Genomic DNA, 25,237 nt, shown 5'->3' on the forward strand with positions numbered 1-25,237 from the left:
ATATAACCTCCTGTCCTTTATTTAAATTAAATCGTTATAAAATTTGCCGCTATTTAATGTCGCGTTCCAAAAACGCGTTTGAAAATGGGGCTGATATACTTTAAATGACGGCGAACGTCAAATAATTCTTCAATTTATTTACTGGTTGGCCGGAATCCAGAGTGTATCCCCGTCGAATTGAATCCGGTTGACGCGATCGTAATCGATCCCGTCCAGCAGCGTGAACACCTGCCTCATTTTAAAAACAACGATTTTGCTCAGCGGATGGATCAGGTTTAAATTCGCATCAATTTTGCTTTCCCGGAGATTGTAAATATAAACCATGTTTTCAGAAAATTTCAGCAATTTTCCAACGCCGGAACTGATGCCTTTGCGGTCCGGCTCATCGGCCAGCGGCGACAAGGCGATCCCCCTGTGGTCGAAGTAGTCTTTTAAAAACTGAAAGTGAATGTTCCAGATATTGTCGCCCGGCAGAACAATATAAATTCCATAAAACTCTTGTGTTGCGGCGGACGCTTTCGCGCCCCCGGTCGGCCGGGGGGGGGCGATTTCTTTTTCAACGATTTTGCCCTGTTCAAGTTTGATCTTGTCTATAATTTCCTGCATGGAGACGGTTGATTCGCCGACCTTGATGGACTCCTCCGGCTTTGCAATCATATCCAGTCCTTTGTCGATGCCGTATACATCCTTGCGCTGCTGCATCAGCGCTTTGAGTTCGGCATCCTTATCGATCCGGGCATAATCCAGAACCGCGGGCGGCTGCGGCGCCACCACTGCCGGTGCGGCCGCCTTTCCGGCGACGGGGACTTCTTTGTTCTGGCGCCATAACCGGATGCCGATGATGAGTACCGCTATTAAGATGATGCCCACCACCACCACGCCGATAAGCTTGTCGAGCCGGTCGATGTTTTTCATGGCAGTCCCTCGCAGGTAATTTGGTTCTTCTCCCAATTATTTGGGAGAAAGGGGCCAAGGATTCAAGGGCTCAAGGGCTCAAGTGCTTATTTTCATTTCACTTGAATCCTATCAAGATCATCAACTAATTTGAAAATGATCTTTTATTTTTGACAGATGATTTCGCTGTTTCCCGGGATCAACGCGCTGTCGGCCTCTATGGTGATGCTTAAGTCCCGCCGGATTTCCAGGTCCAGTATTTCCTTCCTTTTCTTATTCAACAGGTAGCCGGCGACAGCCGTCGGTACAATTCCTTTGACGCTGGAAATATCATCCTTGAGTGTTTCCATGCGCAGTTTGCGCAAAAAGTTCAGGCTCAATGCTTCGATGGAAGGTGTCATCCCCTTGCCGAGACAGTATTGGCAGGATTCCAGGCTGCCGAATTCAATGGACGGCCGGATGCGCTGCCGGGACATCTCCAGAAGCCCGAATTTGGAGATCTTGCCGACCTTCGTGCGGGCCTTGTCGGCTTTTAAATGGTTTTTAAAAGTGCGCTCGACCTCCGCCTTGTGTTTGGAATCTCTCATGTCAATAAAGTCCAGTACGATCAGGCCGCCCCAGTCTCTTAACCGTAATTGCCGGGCGATTTCTTCGGCGGCTTCGAGATTTGTCTGATAAGCGGTCTGTTCGATGCTTTTTTGATGGGTGGATTTGCCGGAATTGACATCAACGGAAACCAGCGCTTCGGTTTGCTGAATGACGATGGAACCGCCCGATTTTAACTGAACCCGGCTTTCAAAAATAGATGCGATCTGATCTTCCAACTGGTGCTTGGTGAAAATCGGTTTGTCCCCTTTATACAGTTTGACGATCTGGGTGTGTTTGGGGGATATGAGTTTAACAAAGTCCCTGACCTCCTGATAAATAAAGGGATCGTCGATAAGAATTTCGGTGACGTCGGGGTGAAAGTAGTCCCGAATGGATCGCAGGGAAAGGTTTCTTTCTTTGTAGAGAAGCGCAGGCGCCTTCTCATCGATTCCTTTTTTTTTGATGTCCTTCCAAAGCCGCAGGAGATAGTTCAGATCCTTTGTCAAAAGCGATTTGGTGCAGTCCGACCCGGCCGTTCGGACGATAACACCGAATCCTTCCGGTACTTTTAAATTATCGATCATCTCCTTGATCCGGCTGCGTTCGGGTTCGTCTTCGATTTTACGGGAGATTCCCCGGGTTTTGCTGCCCGGCATCAAGACCACGAACCGGCCCGGCAGCGATATGAACGTGGTCAGCATCGCCCCTTTTTTCATGACCGGATCTTTTGTAACCTGTACCAGCAGTTCCTGGCCGCGTTTCACGATTTTTTGAATCGATCGATCACCGGACTGGATGTCCTGGAAATAATCACTGTGAATTTCGTGCAGCTGTAAAAAACCGTGCCGGTCGGTGCCATAGTCGACAAACGCGGCCTGGAGGCTGGGCTCCGCGCGGGATATGATTCCCTTATATATATTGCCGTGGATGATTTCTTTGGCAGCGCTTTCAATATGAAATTGATCCAGCTTGCTGTCTTTCACGCTGGCAATTCTGCATTCTTCAGGATCAACGGCATTGATCAGTATTTTATAGCTCATAAAGTTAGGTTTCCTATATTTAGTCCTGAAAAACCTGGTCCTCTGGGTCAGGATTCTTTACTATTATGTTTTACCTGCACCTTAAATATGAAATCGGTCTATACAAGTCAAATGATTTTTGCTGTAATATCTTGATATTTGCATGGTATTGTGACAAATAAATAAGTTCCGCTATAGAAGTGATTGGGGAACGATTCTGGAGGACATCAGGAATGGATCAAAAGTACGACCCGAAACGGGTTGAATCTAAATGGCAATCTCACTGGGAAAAAACCGGGCTGTTCCGGGTCACGGAAGATCCGGACCGGGAAAAATTTTATCTGCTTGAAATGTTTCCGTATCCATCCGGCAAGATTCACATGGGGCATGTGCGAAACTATACCATCGGGGATGTGGTGGCGCGCTACAAGCATATGCGGGGGTTTAATGTGCTGCACCCCATGGGCTGGGACGCTTTCGGGATGCCCGCGGAAAACGCGGCCATCGCCAACAATACCCATCCGGCCAGATGGACCTATGAAAATATTGATACCATGCGGGCGCAGCTCAAGCGGATGGGGTTCAGCTACGACTGGGACCGGGAAATCGCAACCTGCAAGCCCGCGTACTACCGCTGGGAGCAGTGGCTTTTCCTGAAGATGTTTGAAAAGGGAATGGCCTATCGCAAGGAGTCCTTTGTAAACTGGTGCGAACCCTGCCAGACAGTGCTTGCCAACGAGCAGGTCGAAGCGGGGATGTGCTGGCGCTGCGGCCGTGCGGTTCGTCAGAAAAAACTCTGGCAGTGGTTTTTCCGGATTACGGACTATGCCGATGATCTGCTGGTCTATTGCGACAAACTGCCCGGCTGGCCCGATAAAGTCATTGCCATGCAGAAAAACTGGATCGGAAAGAGCCATGGCGCCGAGATTCGTTTTTCCATTGAAAATCCCCCGGCGGACGCGGAGCGGACGATCTCTGTTTTTACCACCCGCCAGGATACGGTGTTCGGCGCGACCTTCATGTGTCTGGCGCCGGAGCACCCCCTGGTGACCCAGTTGGCCAAAGGGACTGCCCAGGAAGCGGCGGTCAACAGCTTTGTCGAACGGATGGCCCTGTCGGATCGGTCCAGCAAGGCGGTGGAAACCTACGAAAAGGAAGGCGTGTTTACCGGTGCTTACTGCATCAATCCCCTCAGCGGGCGCCGGATGCCGATTTATACCGCCAATTTCGCCCTGATGGAATACGGCACCGGCGCGGTCATGTCGGTGCCGGCCCACGATCAGCGCGACTTTGATTTTGCTAAAAAGTACGGCCTCGACATCATTGTCGTGGTAGCGCCGCCGGACAGTGATCTTGATCCGGCCGCCATGGCCGCAGCCTATGCCGGGGAGGGAACCATGGTGAATTCCGGCCGCTTTGACGGCATGAAAAACGTCCAGACACTTGATGAAATTGCAGCCCACCTTGAAGCCAACGGTCTGGGTAAGAAAACCGTCAGTTTCAGATTAAAAGACTGGGGGATTTCCCGGCAGCGCTATTGGGGCGCACCGATTCCCATCGTGCATTGCCGGGATTGCGGCATTGTGCCGGTTCCGGAGGACGAACTCCCGGTGGTCCTGCCTGAAACCGTCAGCCTGCTGGAAGGCGGGCGCTCGCCCCTGCCGGTTCTGGAACACTTTCAGAAAACGGCCTGCCCGAAATGCGGCCGCAGCGATGCGAAACGGGAAACCGACACCATGGATACGTTTGTGGAGTCATCCTGGTATTTTGAACGCTATTGCAGTCCGCACCATGAGCGGGGGATGTTTTCCAAAAGCGCGGTGGATTACTGGATGCCGGTGGATCAGTATATCGGGGGGGTTGAACATGCCATTCTGCACCTGCTTTATTCCCGCTACTATACCCGGGTGCTGCACGATTTCGGGTTGATAGGGGTCAAGGAACCGTTTACCCGGCTGTTGACCCAGGGGATGGTTTGCAAGGAAACCCTGTCCTGCCCGGAGCACGGTTTTCTCTTTTCCGGCGAGGTTTCCGGCAACGATAATGAGCGCCGCTGCAGCAAATGCGGCAAATCCGTTGTCGAGGGCCGTGTTGAAAAGATGTCCAAGTCCAAAAAAAATGTCATCGATCCCAACCAGCTGCTGGACAGATACGGTGCGGACACCACCCGGCTCTTCTGCCTCTTTGCCGCGCCCCCGGAAAGGGATCTGGAATGGAGCGAACAGGGAGTGGACGGCGGGTATCGATTTTTAAACCGGGTCTGGCGCCTGGCTTTCACCTGGATGGACAGCGTTAAGGATCGGACCGCGTTTAGCGGCAATCCGGATGAATTGGAAGAACCCGTGAAGGGGGTGTATAAAAAAACCCATGAAGCCATCCGCAGGGTCACCGGCGACATAGAAGACCGGTTTCATTTCAACACGGCCATCAGCGCTGTCATGGAGCTGGTCAATACCATGTACACCATCGACGAGGGGTGCAGTCTCCCGGAAAAAGAAAGCGTCATGCGGTTCGCCATGGAAGCGACCGTATTGTTGCTGTCACCGATTGTTCCCCATTTTAGCGAGGAAATCTGGGCGGCCCTGGGCCATACGACCAGTGTTTTTTCGGCGAGATGGCCGCTTTATCGGCAGGATGCGCTGGAAAAGGACGAGTTGATCATCGTGGTTCAGGTGAATGGAAAACTCCGCTCCCGTTTTCAGGTGAGCGCAGATACCGATGAAAAAATCATTCAAACCATGGCGCTGGCGGATGAGCGTGTTCAGAAGTTCATCGGGGACGCCCCTGTCAAAAAAGTGATTGTGGTGCAAAAGAAACTGGTGAATATTGTAATATAAGTAACGGCGAAAGGCTAAAGGCGCACGGCGCAAGGGCAGGGGGAAAGCGATTGATGATTGGCGATGGACGATTGAAAAAAACCCTTAGATCGAAAATCATCAATCATATATCAACGATCGGGAAAGCGTGGCCGGCTGCGGTTCAAAAGTTTTATCGTCCCGGCGCAACAGAGGGGATTTTGTCCGGAGAAATGACGAGTGATGAATGAAATGACGGAAAAGCAGGCGCAGGGACAATCGGTATTGCGCGGTCCGTACACGGCGGCAACCTTAACCTTCAGCCTTCGGTCTTCAGCCTTCGGTCTCCATCCTTTGGTCTTCAGTCTTCAGCCTTCAGCCTTCAGCCTAAGGAACTGGATATGGGGTGCTCTGGTGGCTGCCGTCGTGCTGCTTTCAGCCTGCGGCTATCGATTTTCGGGCAGCGGGAGCCTTCCTGCCGGAATTGGGCGGGTTTTCATCTCTGTCTTGGACAACCGGACGGCCGAGACCGGTTTGGGAAACACCCTTACCGGTGATCTCAGGTATGAATTTATCCGCTACAAGCGGAACGCGAACCTGGACGAGGCCGATGCCGTCCTTTCCGGAACGGTCAAGTCCTTACGGGTGGAAACCATATCCCGCAGCGGGCAGTACAGTTCGCCGGAAAGACGGGTAACCGTTTCCGTTGATTTAAAGCTGACCGATCGAAGCGGCAGGGTTGTGTGGGTTGTGGAAGGACTCGCCGATAGTGAAAGCTATCGCGTTGATTCCGACGACCAGATAACGAACGTCAACAAACGCACGGCCGTATCAGCGCTGTCCAAACGGCTGTCTGAAAACATTTATTATCGATTGACCGAGGATTTTTAACTGGTCGCTATGCGGTTGACGCGTCTGGCAAGACGGGAAATTTTACGGGCGGCCGTGTTTTTGTGAATAACCCCTTTTTTAGACGCTTTGTCAATCTTCGATTTTGCAGTGTTCAGTTCTTTGACGGCTTCTGCTTTAGGTCTTTCGGCAATGGACTGGCGTGTTGCCTTGATAATGTTCTTAACGCCGGTCTTGACCGCCTTGTTGCAATCGTGCTGCTTGGCATTCTGACGCGCACGTTTGATTTCGGATTTATGATTTGCCAATGGTGCTCTCCTTATGTGTTAATATGCGATTTTCCTCAAAGTTATTTTAAATAAATTATTACGGTTTTGATGTCAAGTAGTTTTTATGTCTGAAAATATCCGTGTAACCAAAGCAGCCGGTGTTGTCGGGGCCGCCACATTATTAAGCCGGATTTTCGGTTTTATCCGGGATGTGGTAATGGCCTGGTTTTTCGGCGCCGGATTTGCGTCCGATGCTTTTTTTGTGGCCTTCCGCATTCCCAATCTGCTCCGGCGCCTCCTGGCAGAGGGGTCTTTAAGCATCGCTTTCATTCCGGTTTTTACGGACCATCTCACCCGCAATGGAAAAGAAGATGCCTTTCTGATGGCGCGGGCGGCGCTGCGAATGATATCCGTATTGCTGGCCGTGGTTGCCGTTTTGGGCATACTGCTGTCCCCGCTGATCGTTCGCATCGTCGGTGTCGGGTTTGCGGATTCGCCTGAGAAGCTGGCCCTGACAGTGACCCTGACCCGGATCATGTTCCCTTATATTTTTTTCATCGGGCTGGTGGCGCTATGTATGGGGATTCTGAATGTACTGGGTCACTTTGCCGCGCCGGCGCTGGCGCCGGTTTTTTTAAACATCGCCATGATCGGGTCGGTCTTTCTGATTTCACCCCATCTGGATGAGCCGATCATCGGACTGGCCGTGGGGGTGCTCATCGGCGGCGCCCTGCAGCTGCTGCTGCAGATTCCATTTCTAATACGCAAAGGTCTCCGTTTCTGGCAGAAGGCCGGCATGTATCATCCCGGACTCAAACAGGTCGGTGTGTTGATGCTCCCCACCGTTTTCGGCGCTGCGGTCTACCAGATCAATATCCTGGTCGGCACCCTGCTGGCCTCACTACTGCCGGAGGGGAGCGTTTCCTATCTGTACTATGCCGACCGGCTGGTTGAATTTCCCCTGGGTATTTTTGCCATTGCCACAGCCACGGCTGTTTTACCCAGCCTTTCGCGCCAGGCGGCCGCCCGGGAATTCGAGGCGCTGCGAAACACCTTTGGTTATGCCGTGAACCTGGTCTCCTATATCACGATTCCCGCCATGGTCGGCCTGATCGTCTTGCGGGAGCCCATTGTTGCGTTGCTGTTCCAGCGCGGGGCGTTTGACGCGGAAACCGTCCGGTTGACGGCGGTCGCCCTTTTGTATTATGCGGTGGGCCTGTGGGCGTTTTCCGCCGTCAGAATTGTGGTTTCGACCTTTTATGCCCTCCAGGACACCAAAACGCCGGTTCGCATGGCGGCGATTTCCGTTGTTGCCAATATTGTCTTGAGTGTTATTTTAATGCAGTGGCTTCGGCATGGCGGCCTGGCCCTGGCGACATCCCTGGCTTCCATGGTAAATTTGGCGCTCTTGCTGAAAGCCTTGCGGGGTCGGCTGGGCAGCCTGGGGTGGCAAGGCGTCCGGCTTTCGATAATCAAGACCGCTGTTTGCTCTACCGCCATGGGCTTGACGGTCTGGGGGGTGGCCCTGGCTGCCATTCCGGCCGAGGGGGGCAGCACCACGCGTCTGTTGTTGGGCCTGCTGATCACCATCGGCGCCGGCCTGGTCAGTTACGGTGTTTTTTCTTATCTGACAAGAATCCCGGAGTTTGAAACGGTGTTGTCTATGATGGGAAAAAGGGCCGGCAAAAAGGGGTAGGGGGCAGGGGCAAGTCATTGGTGATTGGCGATTGATGATTGACGATTGACGATTGAAAAAAAACTTAAATCGAAAATCATCAATTCAAGAACCCTTTGCGTTTTTTGCGCCTTTGCGGTTCAAATGTTTCCACGCTTCGGCTTAGTAGATGTTGTATAAGAATAATGTTCTTTAGGCCCCGACGGTCAGATGAATACCCGAAATAAAATATTGTTGTCATTCGCCATACTGGCTCTCTTTTCAATGCTGCTCTTTATCGTATTTAATGAATACGGATTGGCGGATTTCCGTCTGCTCAAACAGGATCGGGACCGGCTGCTGCAAAAAAACGCGCAACTGGAACAGGAAAACCTTTCGCTGTACCGCCAGATCGACCGGCTGAAGAACGACCTTAAATTTATCGAGAGTGTTGCCCGTCAGGAGCTCGGAATGGTGGGAAAAGACGAGGTTGTTTTTAAACTTAAAAAGCCTGAAAAGGATAAAAAAGATGAATGATAGCGCCTTTTATACCGCTACCATGGCAAAGGTTTATGCCGACCAGGGGTATTTTGAGAAATCCGCGGAAATTTATCGGCATCTGCTGAAACTGGAACCCCACCGGCAGGAGCTCAAGGCGGCCCTGCTCGAAGTGGAGCAGAAAGTTAAAGCGGAAACGAAAATGCATTCCCGGGATCTTACACCTTTGTTCGAAAAGTGGATTGATCTTCTGCTGCGGCGCCGTAATCTGCAAAAACTAAAAAAACTCCAAAATACAACTTTCAATCAAACCCAAAAGCGTGTATGATATTTTTCATATGTTGTGTGTTACCAAGTAGTTGATTATGATTTCGAAGGTTAAGTCGTCGGGACGTATGTCAAGGGTCTCTCGAGAAGGAGGATGGGTTATGGAACGAACAGGGCAGAGAAGCTGGTGGTTGATAGGGGTTGGGGTGGCAATTGTTGTGCTGGTCATGGGCGGCTGCGCCGGTTCCAAGATCAAAGGGGGGGAATCCGCCCCTTCCGCCAAGAAAGACAAGGGGCCTGTACCGCTGTACTATGATTTCGGTGATGTTTTGGTGCCGAGTGAATTGAAGGTCGACAAGGATGCCTCCTTTGTGTTCCGGACGCCGGGATTTTCAGCCGGGGTGATGGCGTTGACGGGAAGGGTGGAGATCAACTCCCTCATCAATTTCTTTTACAACAACATGACCAAAGACAATTGGAAGCTCATCAGCTATTTCAAATCCCGTCGGACCCTCATGCTGTTCAACAAGGAAAACCGCTGGTGCGCGATCAATATTACGGAGGGAGATTTCACTACCTATACGGAAATATGGGTTTCTCCCACCACGATGGAAACCGGTTCCGGGGCGGCGCACGGCGCCGGCAGCGGCCTGTTGAAATAGGAGCAGACCGTGATTCAAAATAAAACGATTATTCTGGGTGTTTCCGGGGGGATTGCGGCTTATAAAAGCGTTGAACTGCTGCGACTGCTCACCGGGGCGGGCGCAACCGTGCGGGTGGTGATGACCCGGAACGCCCAATGGTTTGTGGGGCCGATGACATTTAAAGCCTTGTCCGGTCAACCCGTCTGCACCGGCCTTTTCGAAGACGACGGGGACGCTTCCATCCGGCATATCGACTGGGCCCGGGAGGCGGATGCCGTCATCATTGCGCCGGCAACCGCCAATATTATCGCCAAGCTTGCCAACGGCATCGCCGATGACGCCCTCAGCACCCTGCTGCTGGCGGTGACGGCGCCGGTCTTTGTCTGTCCAGCCATGAACACGCATATGTTCGATAGCAGGCCGGTTCAGCTGAATCTGGAACGGCTCAGAGAGATGGGATATACCGTTATGGCGCCGGCCAGCGGCCATCTGGCCTGCGGCACCACCGGTCCCGGACGCCTGCCGGACCCGGCACTGATTCTCGACCGGCTGATCAGCGGCCTGACGCCCAAGGATTTTCAGGGGAAGCGGGTCCTGGTAACCGCCGGGCCGACATACGAAGCCATGGACCCGGTAAGGTTTATCGGCAACCCGTCTTCGGGAAAAATGGGATACGCCATTGCCAGGGCCGCCGAACAGCGCGGGGCTGAAGTAACTCTTGTCAGCGGTCCGTCCCATTTGCCGGATCCGCTCAATATGGCGACGGTCCGGGTCCGTTCGGCCGGGGAAATGGCATCGGCCGTTTTTGAGTATGCGGACCGCATGGACGTCATCATCAAGGCGGCGGCTGTTTCCGACTACCGCCCCATTGAGATAGCGGCAAACAAGATTAAAAAAGACAAAGATGAACTGCGCCTGACCCTGACCAAAAACCAGGACATTCTCCGCGCCCTGGGTCGGATGAAAAAGAAGCAGGTCCTGGTCGGCTTTGCGGCTGAAACCGAAGACTTAAAAAAGAATGCCGAAAAAAAACTCATCGAAAAAAATTGTGATATCATCGTGGCCAATCTGGTGGGACATTCCCATTCCGGATTCGGGTCCGATACCAACCAGGTCACCCTGTTTTTTAAAGACGGCCGTGTTGAATCCCTTGACACCATGGAAAAGGAATCGGTTGCCCGGATTCTGCTGGACCGGGTCAAGGAGCGGTTTTCCTGATAATCCGGCAGGCACCGGCCAACTAAATCCTTTCACCGCCCGCTTCGCTCGAGACGCAGAGGCCGCAGAGAAAAGAATAATCTGTTGCTTTTCGACCTCTCAGCGAAAAGCAACAGAAAAATAACCTTTGCGAGCCTTGCGCCTTTGCGGTGAAATTAAAATAAAATTACCCTCTTTTGGAGGGCGTGTAGTATTTACTGTGGAACGATTACACGGGAAAAAATGACTGTAGAAATAGGACCGAACAGAGAAGATCTGAACACCGTTGTGACGGAAATCGGCCATACCCTGCGGTTTATGGCCCGGAGCGGTTGCCGCGGTTTTGACCCCTCCCCGCAATGCCTGGCCGCCATTGCTGCATGGGGAAATCCCTCCGCCGGGAGTGGGGAAACCCTCGCGGAGATCCGCACGGACCTGGGCGATTGCCGACGCTGCGGGCTGGCGGCCGGCCGCAGCCATATTGTGTTCGGTTCCGGACATCCCCAGGCAAGGCTGGTATTTGTCGGCGAAGGACCGGGCCATGAGGAGGATCAGCAGGGGGAGCCCTTTGTCGGCGCCGCCGGGCAACTCCTGACAAAGATCATCCAGGCCATGAAGCTCAGCCGTAAAGACGTTTATATCTGTAACATCGTCAAATGCCGACCGCCCGGCAACCGAAATCCGGCGCCGGATGAAATCGCAGCCTGCTCGCCTTTTTTGGAGCGTCAGATCGCTGCCATTAAACCCAAGCTTATCTGTGCCCTGGGGACATTTGCCGCGCAAACCCTGCTGGCGACAAATATTCCCATTTCCAAACTGCGTGGATCGTTTTATCCTTACCGCGGCGTCAGGGTGCTGCCGACCTACCACCCTGCCTTTTTGCTGCGGAACCCGGAACGGAAACGGGACGTCTGGGAGGATGTCCAGAAGCTGATGCGGGAACTGGAAGGGACGGGGGATTGACGATTGACAAGTAGGCGGTGGCAAGTCATTGATGATTGGCGATTGGTGATTGACGATTGGAAACGCCCTTAAATCGAAAATCATCAATCATAGATCAACAATCGGAAAATTATCAAACCCCTTTGCGTCCTTCGCGCCCCTGTCGAATCGTAGCTTTAGCGAAGCCTGACCTGTCGGGTCGTAGCTTTAGCGAAGACTGATTTGCGATTCAATAGTGCTGCTGTTTCAGCAAACCGGACTTCTGATTTCCGAAAATTGATTGTTAAAAATTCAAATAAGGTTTATATTAACCTCATGAAACCGATTAAACTTTTATATATGCTGTTTGCCGTCGCCCTGGTGCTGCTGGGCGGTCCGGAAACGGGTTTTACCCGACAACCGGAAGTTTATGTCATCCGTGTGTCCAGCGCCATCAGTCCGGGCACGGCCGATTATCTCAAAAAAGGGATTCTCCAGGCGGCCGAAGACCAGGCTGCGCTGATTATTATAGAGCTGGATACGCCCGGAGGGCTGGCGGAATCCATGCGCAACATTGAAATGGCCATACTCGGCAGCCTTGTACCGGTGGCGGTCTATGTGGCGCCGGCCGGGGCCAGGGCCGCTTCGGCCGGTGTCATGATCACCATGGCGGCCGATATTGCCGCCATGGCGCCGGGGACCAATATCGGTGCGGCCCATCCGGTGGGGATCGGCGGCAAAAAAATTGACAAGACCATGGCGGACAAAGTCGTCAACGACATGGTGGCGCACGCAAAAAGCGTGGCTGAAAAACGGGGCCGCAATGCCGCCTGGGTCGAAAAAGCCATCCGGGAAAGCGTATCGGTTACGGAAACCGAAGCGCTCAAGGAAAATATTATCGATGTGATCGCCACTGATATGGACGACCTCATCCGTCAGATTAACGGCCGTACGATTTCCGGCAAGGGTGTTTTAAAACTGGACGGCGCCAAAACAACCGTTCTGGAAGAAGGCCTGCGCACTAAGATCCTGAAAACCATCAGCGATCCCAATATCGCCTATATCCTGATGATGATCGGCATCGCCGGAATTTATTTCGAACTGTCGCATCCCGGCGCGATATTTCCGGGGGTGATCGGCGCGGTTTCTCTGGTGCTGGCTTTTTTTGCCTTCCAGACGCTTCCGGTCAACTATGCCGGGTTTCTCCTGATCCTGCTGGCGGTGGTGTTTTTCATCATGGAAATGAAGATCACCAGCTACGGGCTTCTCAGCGTGGCCGGTGTGTTGTCATTTCTGCTGGGCTCCATCATGCTGTTTGAAGGGGCCAGCCCTGAATTGCGGGTAGCCTGGCGCGTGATGCTGCCAACCCTGGCGCTGGTGTGCGGCTTTTTTGTCGTGGTGGCAGGTCTTGTTTTCAAGTCCCAGACATCCCGGCCGCGGACCGGCTCAGAGGGTCTGGTGGGTGAGACCGGTGTGGTCAAGGAAAGGCTTGAGCCCGAGGGCAAGGTTCAGGTGCATGGCGAGCTGTGGAAAGCGCGTTCGGCCGAACCGATAGGGATCGGTGTCAGCGTGCGGGTTGTGAAAGTGGAGAATCTGATCATAGAGGTTGAACCGCTGAAGGGCTGAAGCCTATGTCCGAAGCACGAAATCCGAAACAATATTTAATGGCCAAAATTCAAATGATCCAAACAATAGACGTATCTTAAAGGAGATTGCCATGTATACAACCATAGCCATTGTCATACTGGTTGCGCTGTTTTTATCGTCGGCCATACGGATTTTAAATGAATATGAACGCGGCGTCATATTCAGACTGGGCCGGGTGATCAAGGCCAAAGGCCCGGGGCTGATCATCCTGATCCCGGTGGTTGATAAAATCGTCAAGGTCAGTTTGCGTCTGGTGGCCATGGACGTGGATCCCCAGGACGTGATTACCCGCGACAATGTGTCCGTGAAGGTCAATGCCGTTATTTATTTTCGGGTCGTCGATCCGGTCAAGGCGGTGATAGAGGTTGAAAATTATCAATACGCCATGTCCCAGCTGGCACAGACGACCTTGCGAAGCGTGTGCGGCCAGGCGGAGTTGGATGAGCTGCTGGCAGCCAGGGAAAAAATAAATGCCGAACTCCAGGAGATCCTCGACACGCATACCGATCCGTGGGGGATCAAAGTCGCCACAGTGGAGCTCAAACACATCGACCTTCCCCAGGAGATGCAGCGGGCCATGGCCAAGCAGGCGGAAGCCGAAAGGGAACGGCGGGCCAAAGTGATCAATGCCGAAGGTGAATTTCAGGCGGCGGCAAAACTGGCGGAAGCCGCTGAAATTATCCAGGCGCATCCCATGGCCCTGCAGCTTCGGTATCTGCAGACCATGCGGGAAATGTCGGCCGAGAAAAATACCACCACGATTTTTCCCTTTCCGATGGATCTGTTTCGTCCCCTGTTGAAGCTGATGGATGAAAAGGCAAAATAAGGGTTCAGGGTAAAAAATAATGGGCGCATGGCTAAAGGCTTACGGCTCAGGGGTAAGAAATAATACACAGAAGGTTGCGTCTAAGGCTGAGGTTGAGAAGGTGACTGAATCTTAACCTCAACCGCAACTTGCCATGGGCCGTTCGCCTTGTGCCGTAGGCCCTGTTCTGCTATTGACAAGACATCCATTTAGTGGCATTCATTGGCGTACCCCAGACCGTTGTTTATGCGGTGCGTTTATAACAACAAGGCGGCGGCTTTATAGCTTCCGCTTGTGTTTTTTATCTAAGGATCATATCCGGAATAGCCGACGGTCCGATTCTGCTTCTTTATAATCGGTTACGTCACGTGGAAAGGAGACCAACTGAATATGGCTGGAAAGAAGAAAAAAGAGGTAAAAGAAAAACCGTTGGAGAAAATAACGGTTAAGGAATTGCGCGAAATTGCAAAAGAAATCCCTGAAATTACCGGCGTCCACGGGATGAACAAGACGGAGCTGTATGACGCCGTTCGAAAGGCAAGGGGATTTGCGGACAAGCCGGTTAAGATAAAGGCCGACACCTCGGTGCGCAGCATTAAAAAGAAGATTCGGGCGATGAAGACCGTGCGCCAGGAGGCCCTTGAAGCCGATGACAGAAAAAAGGCGGTGGTATATCGCCGGCGGATTTCCCGACTCAAGAAAAAAACCCGCAGGCCGGCATAAAAGGACAGGGTGTCAGGGATCGGGGTTCAGCAAAAAAAGCTGAAGGGTAATAATTGATGACTGATGATTGGCGATTGACGATTGGCGATTGGTGATTGACGATTGGAAACGCCCTTAAATCAACAATCATCAATCATAGATCAACAATCTGAAAAACCCCTTGGCGTCCTTTGCGCCCCTGTCGGGTCGTAGCTTTAGCGAAGCCTGATTTGCGGTTCAAATGATTCTATCTTTATGATTGTAGTGGCAGGCGTAATGTGATCGATCCATCCTCCATGGCCTTTGATATCGATGATGTCGTGGCCGACACCATGTCTTTGTTTCTGGAGATCGCCCGGCACGACTACCGGTTGGATCGGTACCGGCATGCGGACATCACCAGCTACATGGTGGAGGATTGCATCGATATCGACAAAGGGATTTTAGAGGCCATATTCAGCCGGATCGTCGAGGGTAATTTTTCGATCCCTTTATTGCCGCTGACAGGCGCGCCGGAAGTTCTTTCCCGGCTTTCCCGCTATCACCGGCCGCTTCTTTTTGTCACGGCCCGCCCCAGCCTGGACTCCATTTTAGATTGGATCGAAGGGATTCTGCCCCTCGACCGGACCTGTATCGATATTGTGGCCACCGGGGCATTCGACGCTAAAGCGGATGTGCTGGTAAACCGGAATATTTCCTTTTTTGTAGAGGATCGACTGGAAACCTGCTACACCCTTGAGGCCGCAGGGGTAACGCCGATCCTTTTCAAGCGGCCCTGGAATCGAAAGGCGCATCCCTTTACCGAGGTCGGCAGTTGGAGCGAGCTTGAAGAAATGATCGATTTTTATCCCATGGGACCCATATGAGTGCAGCCCTCCTGGAAACTTTGATCCGATCTTTTGTGGAGTCGCTTTCCACGGAGAAAGCCTATTCCCAAAACACCTGCCGTGCGTATCTGCATGACCTGCAGGAATTTTCGGCTTTTGTTGCCAAAAAACGGCTCCAGGGTGGGCATCCGAATGGGGCGGAGGCGAAGGTCAGCGCCTGCCGGGTGGACGGCTTGATGATCAGGGAATTCCTGGGCGTTTTGCACAAGAAAAATCAAAAAGCCACTGTGGCGCGCAAGCTGTCGGCGGTTCGGTCATTTTTCAGGTATATAGTGAAACACGGCGCTTTGCAGGAAAATCCGGTTGATTCGGTCTTGACGCCGAAGCAGGACAAGACCATACCGGTCTACCTGCCGGTGGACGACATGTTTCGCCTGCTCGATTCAATCACGACCGATACCCTCCTGGGTATGAGGAATCGTGCGATCTTTGAGACGCTCTATTCTTGCGGTTTGCGGGTTTCGGAAATTGCCGGTATGAATTTTTCGGATGTGGACTTCAATGCAGGTGTCGTTCGTGTTTTCGGCAAAGGCAACAAGGAGCGAATCGTCCCCATCGGGCAAAAAGCCGGTGAAGCCGTCCGGGCTTATCGGGACCGGCTCAAGGCGGAAAGCGGTGCAAAGACCGGCAGGGGTTGGCTGGACAAGGACGGCCCCCTGTTTTTGAATAAAAACTATGGCCGTCTGACGGCCCGGTCTATCGCGCGGATACTGGATAAAACAGCGCTGGCATGCGGCATCGCAACACCGGTTTCGCCGCACGCCCTGCGCCATTCCTTTGCGACCCATCTGCTGGATGCCGGCGCTGATTTGCGGGTGGTGCAGGAACTGCTGGGGCACAAAAGCCTGTCCACCACCCAGAAGTACACCCATGTCAGCATCGACCGCCTCATGGAAACATACGACAAAGCGCATCCGCGAAAGTGAGCAGTGACGGGCAACCGATTTAGTGATGAACCGCAAAGGCGCAAAGGGCGCGAAGGCTTTTGTCCGAACCGGGTGCCGGCCGGAAAAGCATGGCCGCCTGCGGTTCGGGCAAAGATGCCCGTTTTAGCGACATGTTTAAAAACGGTTCTGCGGCGTAAAACCGGCGGAATAAATTGCCCCGCAGGGCGTTAGACTTCTTCCGGATCGTTACACCCGATCCGGAAGAAAATTTAAACAAACCCTTTGCGTCTTTTGCGCCTTTGCGGTTCAATTATTTTTTTTCGTTCCATCGCTTCAGCGCGGGAAAGGACGACTTACAACAGGCCACAAAGGGTGAATACAAAGAAAACAAAAACCGTTTAACGGTAGCGAGGTTCAGAAGATGAACGGCGTTCAATCAACAAGCTTTCACGGCACCACGATCCTGGCGGTGCGGCACCGGGGCAAGGTCGTGGTTGCCGGCGACGGCCAGGTGACCCTTAACAACACCATCGTTAAACATCAGGCCCGCAAAGTTCGCCGGTTGTACAACGAGAAGATTATCGTGGGGTTTGCCGGAGCCACCGCCGACGCGCTCAACCTCTTTGACCGCCTGGAAACCAAACTGGAGCGGTACAACGGCAATTTAACCCGGAGCGCCGTTGAGTTGGCCAGGGACTGGCGAACGGATAAATACCTGCGCCGACTCGAAGCCATCATGATCGCCGTGGACCACTCCATCACTTTTTTGATTTCCGGAAACGGCGATGTGATTGAACCGGACGACAAGGTTATCGCCATCGGTTCGGGCGCAATGGCGGCCCGGGCCGCAGCAACCGCCTTGTTGAAATATGCCGACCTGGAGGCAGTCGAGATCGCACGGCAGGCCATGGAGATCGCGGCCTCTTTGTGCATCTACACGAACAATGTGATCACGGTGGAAGAACTGTAAGAAGCAGCAGGGATGAACCGCAAAGGCGCAAAGGGCGCGAAGGCTTTTGCCCGAACCGGGTGCCGACCGGAAAAGCATGGCCGGCTGCGGTTCGGGCAAAGAGGCCCGTTTTAGAGACATGTTTAAACACGGTTCTGTGGCGCAAAACCGGCGGAATGATCTGCCCCGCAGGGCGTTGGCCTTCTTCCGGATCGATACACCCGATCCGGAAGAAAATTTAAGCAACCCCTTGGCGTCCTTCGCGCCCCTGTCGGGTCGTAGCTTTAGCGAAGCCTGATTTGCGGTTTAATTGTTTTATTGTCCCAGCGCTCCGGCGCGGGAACGGACGACGGACAACCTCTCGGCTGTAAGCCCTTCGGTCATGAACCTCAGGGTCGAATGACCCAAAGCCGAATGGCAGGCAACCGACAATATGTTTTTAATATTCGGCAGAATCAAAAAACGAATACATAGAGATCAACGAACATCATGAGCGAACTGAAACCATTTGAAATCGTCATAGAACTGGATAAATACATCATCGGGCAGCATAAAGCCAAACGGTCGGTTGCCATTGCTCTGCGCAACCGCTGGCGGCGGCAGCAGGTCGATCCGGACCTGCGGGATGAAATTGCGCCCAAAAATATTATCCTGATCGGCCCCACCGGGGTCGGCAAAACCGAGATCTCCCGGCGCCTGTCGCGACTGGCGGACGCCCCCTTCATCAAGATCGAAGCCTCGAAGTTTACCGAAGTCGGCTATGTGGGGCGCGATGTGGAATCCATGATCCGGGACATCACCGAACTGTCGGTCAATATGGTTAAGTCCAGGGAGCAGGAAGCGGTCAGGGACAAGGCCCGGGCCATCGCGGAAGAAAGGGTGTTGGACCTGCTGCTACCCAAAACGCCGGCATCCGGGGCGGCGAGACCGGACGGGGCGGCCGCAATGCAGGCTGAAGCTGCGCTGCCGCCGCCGAACGACGGCCACGCCACCCGCGAAAAGCTGCGCGAAATGTTGCGGGCCGGCAAACTCGACAACCGCTACATCGATCTGGAGGTGTCTGAACGGGCCATGCCGGTAGTTGAAATATTTTCAAATGTCGGCATGGAGGAAATGGGAATAAACTTCAAGGATATGTTCAACAACCTGATGCCCAAAGCCACTAAAAAGCGCAAGGTCAAGGTGCCCGAAGCGCTGGAGATTATGGCCCAGGAGGAATCCCAGAACCTGGTGGACATGGACAAGGTCGTCAGCCAGGCCGTCGAAAAGGTGGAGCAGTCCGGGATCATATTTCTGGATGAAATCGATAAGATCGCCGGCAGCAACGGCGGGCACGGACCGGATGTTTCCCGCGAAGGGGTCCAGCGGGATCTGCTGCCCATCGTGGAAGGCTCTACGGTCACCACCAAGTACGGACCGGTCAGGACCGATCATATCCTGTTTATCGCCTCGGGCGCTTTTCACATTGCCAAGCCGTCGGACCTGATACCGGAGATGCAGGGCCGCTTTCCCATTCGGGTCGAGCTCGACTCCCTTGACCGCAGCGACTTCGTCAGGATTTTGACCGAACCCAAAAATGCCCTGCTGCTGCAGTACATTGCGCTCTTGCGGACCGAAGGCGTCGATGTGGGATTTGAAGACGCTGCCGTTGAAAGGATCGCAGCGATTGCCGAAGAGGTCAACAACGCCACCGAAAACATCGGCGCGCGGCGGCTGCATACCATCATGGAGTGCCTGCTGGAAGACATTCTGTTTGAAGCGCCGGATATGGCTGAAAAGAAAATCGTCATCGATGAAGCGTTTGTGAACAATAAATTAAAAGATATCAAGGACGATGAGGACCTGAGCCGGTATATATTGTAAATAAGGCTGAAGGTAGGTAGGCTGAAGGGGTTATCAATAGATGATTGGCGATTGGTGATGGATGATTGGAAACGCCCTTAAATCGAAAATCATCAATCAAAGATCAACAATCGGATAAGAATGGCCGAAGACAGAAGGTTGAGAAAAAGTAGGCAGCAGGGAGTAAGCATTAGGCAGAGAAAGGCCACGGCGCAAGGCTAAAGGCTTACGGCTAAGGGGAAGAAACAATGGGTTTGTTTTCCGTGCGCCCTGCGCCTTTTACCGTACGCCGGATTTTATGACTTCTGACCCCCGATCCCCGACCCCTTTGCGGTCTGGAAGGTTGAATACGGGAAGGTAATAAACATTTTTTCTAAATGACAATATGAAGCAGGTGAAACAATGACCCCCAATGTGGCCGACATACTCATCGAGGCGCTGCCGTATATCCGCCGCTTTTACGGAATGACCATTGTGATCAAATACGGCGGGCATGCCATGGTGGACGAGCAGTTGAAGGAGGACTTCGCCCGGGACATTACCCTGATGAAATTTATCGGTTTGAACCCCGTGGTGGTCCACGGCGGCGGCCCCCAGATCAACCAGGTGCTGGAGCAGATGGGCATCAGCCCCAAATTTGTGCGGGGCATGCGGCTCACGGATCAGGCCACCATGGATGTGGTGGAGATGGTCCTGGGCGGCAAGATCAATAAGGCCATCGTGGCCCAGATCAACCAGCAGGGCGGCAAGGCGGTGGGCCTGAGCGGCAAGGACGGCGGACTGATCCTGGCACAGAAGCTTCACATCATCCATCAGACCGAAGTGGACAAACCCCCGGAAATTATTGATCCCGGCCTGGTGGGTGAGGTGACCCAGATCAATCCGGCCATCATCAATACGCTGACCCAGCAGGGATTCATTCCCATCATTGCGCCGGTGGGCGTCGGCAGCGCCGGGGAAACCTTTAATATCAACGCCGATCTGGTGGCCAGCAAGGTCGCCATGTCGTTGAACGCCGGCCGGTTGATCTTTATGACGGATGTGGACGGTGTGCTGGACGTTAAAGGCGCGTTGATTTCATCCATTGATGCCGCCGGCGCCGAAGAGATGCTCCGGAAAACCATCATCACCGGCGGGATGATTCCAAAAATTGAGTGCGCCCTGGGGGCGGTAAAGTGCGGAGTCGAAAAAGTCCACATCATCAACGGCAAAAAGCGGCATGCGCTCCTGCTGGAGCTTTTTACCGACAAAGGCATCGGCACGGAAGTGAAGCAGTAGAAAGAGTAATTGATGATTGGCGATTGGTGATTGACGATTGGAAACGCCCTTAAATCGAAAATCATCAATCATATATCAACAATCGGAAAAGAAGATGCCTGCTATGAGACATGCTTAAGCGTGGCCCTGGGGAGTAAATCCGCGCAGCATACTGTCCCGCAGGGCGTTAGCCTTCTTCCGGATCGTTTTACCCGATCAGGAAGAAAATGAAACCCTTTGCGTCCTTTGCGACTTTGCGGTTAAGTTGCTTTTTCGGATCGAATAACCACGAACCGAAGCAGCGGTGAATCGACCCTAAAAATTGAGAGAAAGCGAAAGACCATGAACACCGAGACCATCAAGACAGCCGACACGGTAATGGCCAAAACCTATAAGCGGTTTCCCATTGCCGTCACCCGGGGCAAAGGATGCACCCTCTGGGATGAAACCGGCAAGGCCTATACCGATTTTGTATCCGGCATTGCCGTGTGCAACCTGGGCCATGCCCATCCGCGGGTGGCCGAGGCGCTCTGCCGGCAGGCCGACATGCTTTGGCATGTCTCCAACCTCTACTATACCCGGCCCCAGACGGATCTGGCCTCCTGGTTGACGGCGCACAGTTTTGCCGACCGGGCTTTTTTCTGCAACAGCGGTGCCGAAGCCAACGAGGCGGCCATCAAGCTGGCCCGCAAGTATTTCAGCGAAAAGGGCGACGCCGGCCGCTTTCGCATCATTTCCATGGAAAAATCGTTTCACGGACGCACCATGGCGACCCTGTCGGCTACGGGCCAGGATAAAATCAAGAAAGGGTTCGATCCGGTTCTGCCGGGGTTTGACTTTGTCCCGTATAACGATCCGGACGCCCTGCGGAACAGAATCGACGCTTCCACCTGCGCGGTGATCCTCGAACCGCTCCAGGGCGAAGGCGGTGTGTGTTGTCCGGACCAGCAGTATTTAAAGACTGTTCGTGAAATCTGTGATGAGGCCGGCGCACTTCTTATTTTTGACGAAATCCAGACCGGCATCGGGCGGACCGGCACACTCTTCGCCTATGAACATTTCGGGGTGGCGCCGGACATCATGACCCTGGCCAAGGCCCTGGCCAACGGCCTGCCCATCGGTGCCATGCTGGCCACGGAAAAGGTCGCTGCCGCGTTCGGTCCGGGCTCGCACGCTTCCACCTTCGGCGGCACGCCCATTGTAACGGCCGCCGCCCTGGCCGTGCTCAAAACCATTACGGAAGAGGCCGTGCTGGAGCATTGCAGCCGGATCGGCGTGTATTTTAGAGAAAAACTCAACACCCTCAGAGAGCGCCATGATGTCATTGTGGATGTCAGGGGGATGGGGCTGCTGCTGGGCATCAAGCTTAAAATCGACGGCGCCCCGGTGGTTGATAAATGCATGGAGAAGGGGTTCTTAATCAATTGCATTCAGGACACGATTTTACGGTTCATTCCGCCCTTGATCATCGAAAAAGACGCAGTCGACGCCCTGGTGGCGTGCCTGGATGAAATTTTCAGTGAAAAATAGCTGATAAGCTATTAAGCTGATAAGCTGATAATGGCTAAAAACAATGGGTTTGGATGATAAAAACATATTTACCTTTCAGGATTTGACCGTATGGCAAAAAGCGGTTCAGTTTGCTGAAAGGGTTATCCAATTTATTGACGAGTTTGATAGACCTCGTAAACATTATCGTTTAATAGAACAGCTTGAGTCGGCAAGTACCAGTGTGGCAATGAATATTGCCGAAGGCAAGGGACGTCAAACCACTAAAGAGTTTATCCAGTTTTTATATATAGCCAGAGGATCATTGTTTGAAGTGATCACTCTCCTTGAAATTATGAACAAGGCAGCGTGGATAGAAAAGAAAAAAGTGGTAGAATTTAACAAGATGGGTTTAGAGCTGACGAAAATGATTAATGCACTAATAAAATCCATGAAATAATATCAGCTCAACAGCTCAACAGCCAACAGCTTATCAGCTCAACAGCCAACAGCTCAACAGCTCAACAGCTAAATCTTTGGAGATTTATTTTGAAAAAAGACATCTTAACATTGTTGGATCTGGAAAAAAAAGACTTTGACCGGCTCTTTAAACGGGCAGCCGAACTGAAAAAGCGCCACCAGCAGGGGCGCCTGGATATGCCGTTGAAAGCCAAAACCCTCGGTCTTGTTTTCGACAAGCACTCCACCCGTACGCGCCTGTCCTTTGAGGCGGCCATGGCGCAGCTGGGGGGAAACTCTATTTTTATCAGCGCCCGGGACACCCAGATGGCCCGGTCCGAGCCGGTGCGGGACACCGCCCGGGTACTTTCCAGATACCTGGATTGCCTGGCGATCCGGACGTATTCCCAGGACCTGCTGCAGGAGTTTGCCGAATTTTCATCCATCCCGGTCATCAACGCGCTGACCGATATGTATCATCCCTGTCAGGTGTTGAGCGACCTGATGACCATAGTTGAATTTAAAAAGGGTTACGCCGGCGTCAACATCGTCTGGGTCGGGGACGGCAACAATGTGTCGCATTCATGGATCAACGCGGCGGCGGTATTGGATCTTAACCTGGTGCTGGCCTGCCCGGAAGGGTATTATCCGGACGAGCGGGTCTTGAAAAAAACGCTCCTCCTGAAAACCGGCCGGATCCAGGTTACCTCCGACCCGGTAAAGGCCGTCAGGGACGCCGACGTGATATATACGGATGTATGGGCCAGCATGGGCAAGGAAAGTGAATCCGCTTCCCGCAAGCGCGCGTTTGCCGCGTTTCAGGTCAACAGCACCCTTATGAAAAAAGCGCCCAAAGATGCCATTGTCATGCACTGCCTCCCGGCGCACCGCGGCGAAGAAATCAGCAACTCGGTTCTGGAAGGGCCGGCCTCGGTTGTCTGGGACCAGTCGGAAAACAAGATGCACATGCACAAGGCGATCCTGGAAACCCTGATGGGCGTATGGGGCAGGGGGAAAAGCGATTGATGATTGGCGATGGACGATGGACGATTGGAAACGCCCTTAAATCGAAAAGCATCAATCAAAGATCAACAATCGGAAAAGAAGATGCCCATTTTAGAGACATGCTTAAACGCGGTCCTGTGGAACAAAACTATCGCAATGCGCTGTCCTGTCGGGCATGGTTGTGTATCGAGCCCTGCATCTTTCCTGCAGGGTCGGTACAAATCAAAAACCCTTTGAGTCCTTCGCGTCTTTGCGGTTCAAATGTTCATCTTTTTTTCCTTCAGTCTTCAACCTTCAGCCTTATTTTTTCTTGACATAACTCCCTAATTATTCTAAATGTTCATGTCATGAACAATGATTACCAGCAGGAGATCCGATATCGGCTGCTCAAGATTCTGAACCGCAACCCCAATTTCACCCAGCGGGAAATGGCCAGAGAAATGGGAATCAGCCTGGGAAAGGTCAATTTCTGCCTGGCCGAGCTGGCCAAAAAGGGTTTCATCAGAATCAACCGCTTTAAGGACTCCGAAAATAAACTGCAATACCTTTACAAACTGACCCCCAGCGGTCTGGAGGCCAAAGCCGGCCTGACCGTAAGCTTTTTAAAGCGCAAAATATCTGAATACAATGAGATCAAAAACCAGATTCGCGAACTGGCCCGGGAAGCAAATGTAGCGGAGCCTTTGGATCTGGCCCAGGACGAAATGCCGGATGAAGCCGGCCGGGTTTTCTGAACCGCAACGAGCGCATTCCCCGTCCCGCCCTGGCGGGACTGCAGGGAATCTTCAATCTCGTTTTCACCATATATACAAATTATTAATAATTAAAATAAGTTAAACTGGTTTTGGCCGCTGAACCCAGAAGGCGGAGCTGTCTAAACATCCCGGTAAATGAAATAAAATGAGACGGAATAGTGGGTATGCACTTTACTCAACCGACCACATGGTGTAGTATGCGGTTATGGAGGAGCCAAGACACCCTGTTGCTGGCATCGATTATCCTAAAACATTCCAAGAATTTGATGAATGGTTTAGCAGCGACGATGCCTGCATTGATTATATCGCTAAACTTCGATGGCCGAGAGGCTTCTGTTGCCCCTGTGGGGACATTACGGAGAAACCATCTTTGACAGGACGTGGTCTCTTTCTTTGCAGAAAATGTAAACGACAAACCTCCATTACTTCTGGAACGTTGTTTCATAAAACGCACAAGCCACTTCGGACTTGGTTTTTTGCCATGTGGTTTGTGACAAGTCAAAAGCATGGAACCAGCGCTCTTGGTTTGCAAAGAGTTCTCGGGCTTGGAAGTTACAATACTGCGTGGACTTGGCTTCATAAATTGCGTCGTGCCATGGTACGTCCTGGACGGGACCAATTGACGAGATATTGTCAAGAGTTGTGTATGAAGGATCAGGCGGCGATCCGTGATTCTTCAATGCCATTGACAAATTGTACTCCTCTGATTACTTCCGCCAGGCGTTGAGGATGGTAGAGACGAATCCATCTTTTCTGCGCACACTGGCAGAGTTTAAATGCCATCGTGATAACCGTCTGGGCTGAAAAGCAGCCTCGGACTTTATCAGTTCGTAATCGGACCGTAGCAAATGTCGACTCGATCGGGTTGGTGGTACGAATATGCCTCCAATGCTCGGCTGGGAAGTCGTAAAAGGTCAGTAACTGCTCACGATCCTTTTCCAGACATTCGGCCGCTTTGG

The 25,237-nt window shown here is 52.7% G+C and carries 25 protein-coding genes; 21 read left to right on the forward strand and 4 right to left on the reverse strand.

Going from position 1 to position 25,237, the window contains the following annotated elements:
- Window positions 1-138: 138 nt before the first annotated feature.
- Both P1P89_00680 and P1P89_00685 read right to left on the reverse strand, forming a co-directional pair.
- Window positions 139-915, reverse strand: coding sequence for a hypothetical protein (locus P1P89_00680; protein MDF1589998.1), 777 nt, complete (start codon window positions 913-915; stop codon window positions 139-141).
- 143 nt (window positions 916-1,058) lie between these two features.
- Window positions 1,059-2,522, reverse strand: coding sequence for an Rne/Rng family ribonuclease (locus P1P89_00685; GenBank protein MDF1589999.1), 1,464 nt, complete (start codon window positions 2,520-2,522; stop codon window positions 1,059-1,061).
- 212 nt (window positions 2,523-2,734) lie between these two features.
- On the opposite strand from P1P89_00685, the gene leuS reads away from it, so the two are divergent.
- Entirely contained in the window at window positions 2,735-5,338 is a 2,604-nt protein-coding gene (leuS, locus tag P1P89_00690) for a leucine--tRNA ligase (GenBank protein ID MDF1590000.1), read from the forward strand.
- 201 nt (window positions 5,339-5,539) lie between these two features.
- Window positions 5,540-6,187, forward strand: coding sequence for an LPS assembly lipoprotein LptE (lptE, locus tag P1P89_00695; GenBank protein ID MDF1590001.1), 648 nt, complete (start codon window positions 5,540-5,542; stop codon window positions 6,185-6,187).
- Here lptE and rpsT read toward each other — a convergent pair.
- Window positions 6,184-6,453, reverse strand: a complete 270-nt coding sequence (gene rpsT, locus P1P89_00700; protein MDF1590002.1) for a 30S ribosomal protein S20 — start codon at window positions 6,451-6,453, stop codon at window positions 6,184-6,186. The two genes, lptE and rpsT, sit on opposite strands and share 4 nt — an antisense overlap.
- Before the next feature lie 85 nt (window positions 6,454-6,538).
- Here rpsT and murJ point away from each other — a divergent pair, with 85 nt between their 5' ends.
- The 19 genes from murJ to P1P89_00795 all read left to right on the forward strand — a co-directional run bounded on the left by murJ (window position 6,539) and on the right by P1P89_00795 (window position 24,257).
- Window positions 6,539-8,110 carry a murein biosynthesis integral membrane protein MurJ gene (gene murJ, locus P1P89_00705; GenBank protein ID MDF1590003.1) on the forward strand — a complete coding sequence of 524 codons (1,572 nt, stop codon included), beginning with the start codon at window positions 6,539-6,541 and terminating at the stop codon, window positions 8,108-8,110.
- A 189-nt stretch (window positions 8,111-8,299) separates the two neighbouring features.
- Complete coding sequence (locus P1P89_00710) at window positions 8,300-8,605, forward strand: septum formation initiator family protein (protein ID MDF1590004.1); 306 nt, start codon at window positions 8,300-8,302, stop codon at window positions 8,603-8,605.
- Complete coding sequence (locus P1P89_00715) at window positions 8,598-8,894, forward strand: hypothetical protein (protein MDF1590005.1); 297 nt, start codon at window positions 8,598-8,600, stop codon at window positions 8,892-8,894. Before P1P89_00710 ends, P1P89_00715 begins: the two co-directional genes overlap by 8 nt.
- Before the next feature lie 100 nt (window positions 8,895-8,994).
- Window positions 8,995-9,495 (forward strand): hypothetical protein, encoded by a 501-nt coding sequence (locus P1P89_00720; GenBank protein MDF1590006.1) that lies wholly within the window; start codon window positions 8,995-8,997, stop codon window positions 9,493-9,495.
- 9 nt (window positions 9,496-9,504) lie between these two features.
- Window positions 9,505-10,695 (forward strand): bifunctional phosphopantothenoylcysteine decarboxylase/phosphopantothenate--cysteine ligase CoaBC, encoded by a 1,191-nt coding sequence (gene coaBC / locus P1P89_00725; GenBank protein ID MDF1590007.1) that lies wholly within the window; start codon window positions 9,505-9,507, stop codon window positions 10,693-10,695.
- A gap of 222 nt (window positions 10,696-10,917) precedes the next feature.
- Window positions 10,918-11,637, forward strand: a complete 720-nt coding sequence (locus P1P89_00730; GenBank protein MDF1590008.1) for a uracil-DNA glycosylase — start codon at window positions 10,918-10,920, stop codon at window positions 11,635-11,637.
- A 294-nt stretch (window positions 11,638-11,931) separates the two neighbouring features.
- A complete protein-coding gene (locus P1P89_00735) occupies window positions 11,932-13,221 on the forward strand; it encodes a nodulation protein NfeD (GenBank protein ID MDF1590009.1) in 1,290 nt (429 codons plus the stop codon).
- 91 nt (window positions 13,222-13,312) lie between these two features.
- Entirely contained in the window at window positions 13,313-14,068 is a 756-nt protein-coding gene (locus P1P89_00740) for a slipin family protein (GenBank protein ID MDF1590010.1), read from the forward strand.
- 369 nt (window positions 14,069-14,437) lie between these two features.
- Window positions 14,438-14,770, forward strand: coding sequence for a transcription termination factor Rho (locus tag P1P89_00745; protein MDF1590011.1), 333 nt, complete (start codon window positions 14,438-14,440; stop codon window positions 14,768-14,770).
- Between the two features lie 257 nt (window positions 14,771-15,027).
- Window positions 15,028-15,615 (forward strand): haloacid dehalogenase, encoded by a 588-nt coding sequence (locus tag P1P89_00750; GenBank protein MDF1590012.1) that lies wholly within the window; start codon window positions 15,028-15,030, stop codon window positions 15,613-15,615.
- The gene (locus P1P89_00755) at window positions 15,612-16,562 is read left to right on the forward strand and encodes a tyrosine recombinase XerC (protein ID MDF1590013.1); all 951 of its coding nucleotides are present in this window, start codon (window positions 15,612-15,614) and stop codon (window positions 16,560-16,562) included. The genes P1P89_00750 and P1P89_00755 overlap by 4 nt, the downstream gene beginning before the upstream one ends.
- Window positions 16,563-16,944: 382 nt before the next feature.
- Complete coding sequence (gene hslV / locus P1P89_00760; protein MDF1590014.1) at window positions 16,945-17,493, forward strand: ATP-dependent protease subunit HslV; 549 nt, start codon at window positions 16,945-16,947, stop codon at window positions 17,491-17,493.
- Window positions 17,494-17,539: 46 nt separating this feature from the next.
- Window positions 17,540-17,770, forward strand: coding sequence for a hypothetical protein (locus tag P1P89_00765; GenBank protein ID MDF1590015.1), 231 nt, complete (start codon window positions 17,540-17,542; stop codon window positions 17,768-17,770).
- A gap of 191 nt (window positions 17,771-17,961) precedes the next feature.
- Entirely contained in the window at window positions 17,962-19,335 is a 1,374-nt protein-coding gene (hslU, locus tag P1P89_00770; GenBank protein MDF1590016.1) for an ATP-dependent protease ATPase subunit HslU, read from the forward strand.
- A gap of 381 nt (window positions 19,336-19,716) precedes the next feature.
- Window positions 19,717-20,592, forward strand: a complete 876-nt coding sequence (gene argB / locus P1P89_00775; protein ID MDF1590017.1) for an acetylglutamate kinase — start codon at window positions 19,717-19,719, stop codon at window positions 20,590-20,592.
- A gap of 321 nt (window positions 20,593-20,913) precedes the next feature.
- On the forward strand, window positions 20,914-22,101 hold the full coding sequence (locus P1P89_00780) for an acetylornithine transaminase (protein MDF1590018.1): 1,188 nt from the start codon (window positions 20,914-20,916) through the stop codon (window positions 22,099-22,101).
- Window positions 22,102-22,144: 43 nt separating this feature from the next.
- Window positions 22,145-22,519: a four helix bundle protein gene (locus tag P1P89_00785; GenBank protein ID MDF1590019.1), complete on the forward strand. Its 375-nt coding sequence runs from the start codon at window positions 22,145-22,147 to the stop codon at window positions 22,517-22,519.
- Between the two features lie 89 nt (window positions 22,520-22,608).
- Complete coding sequence (gene argF / locus P1P89_00790; GenBank protein MDF1590020.1) at window positions 22,609-23,544, forward strand: ornithine carbamoyltransferase; 936 nt, start codon at window positions 22,609-22,611, stop codon at window positions 23,542-23,544.
- A gap of 326 nt (window positions 23,545-23,870) precedes the next feature.
- Window positions 23,871-24,257, forward strand: a complete 387-nt coding sequence (locus tag P1P89_00795) for a MarR family EPS-associated transcriptional regulator (protein MDF1590021.1) — start codon at window positions 23,871-23,873, stop codon at window positions 24,255-24,257.
- 675 nt (window positions 24,258-24,932) lie between these two features.
- Here P1P89_00795 and P1P89_00800 read toward each other — a convergent pair.
- A partial coding sequence (locus P1P89_00800) for a transposase (protein MDF1590022.1) occupies window positions 24,933-25,237 on the reverse strand: 305 nt, incomplete at its 5' end.

The organism is Desulfobacterales bacterium (assembly GCA_029211065.1).
Lineage (GTDB): Bacteria > Desulfobacterota > Desulfobacteria > Desulfobacterales > JARGFK01 > JARGFK01.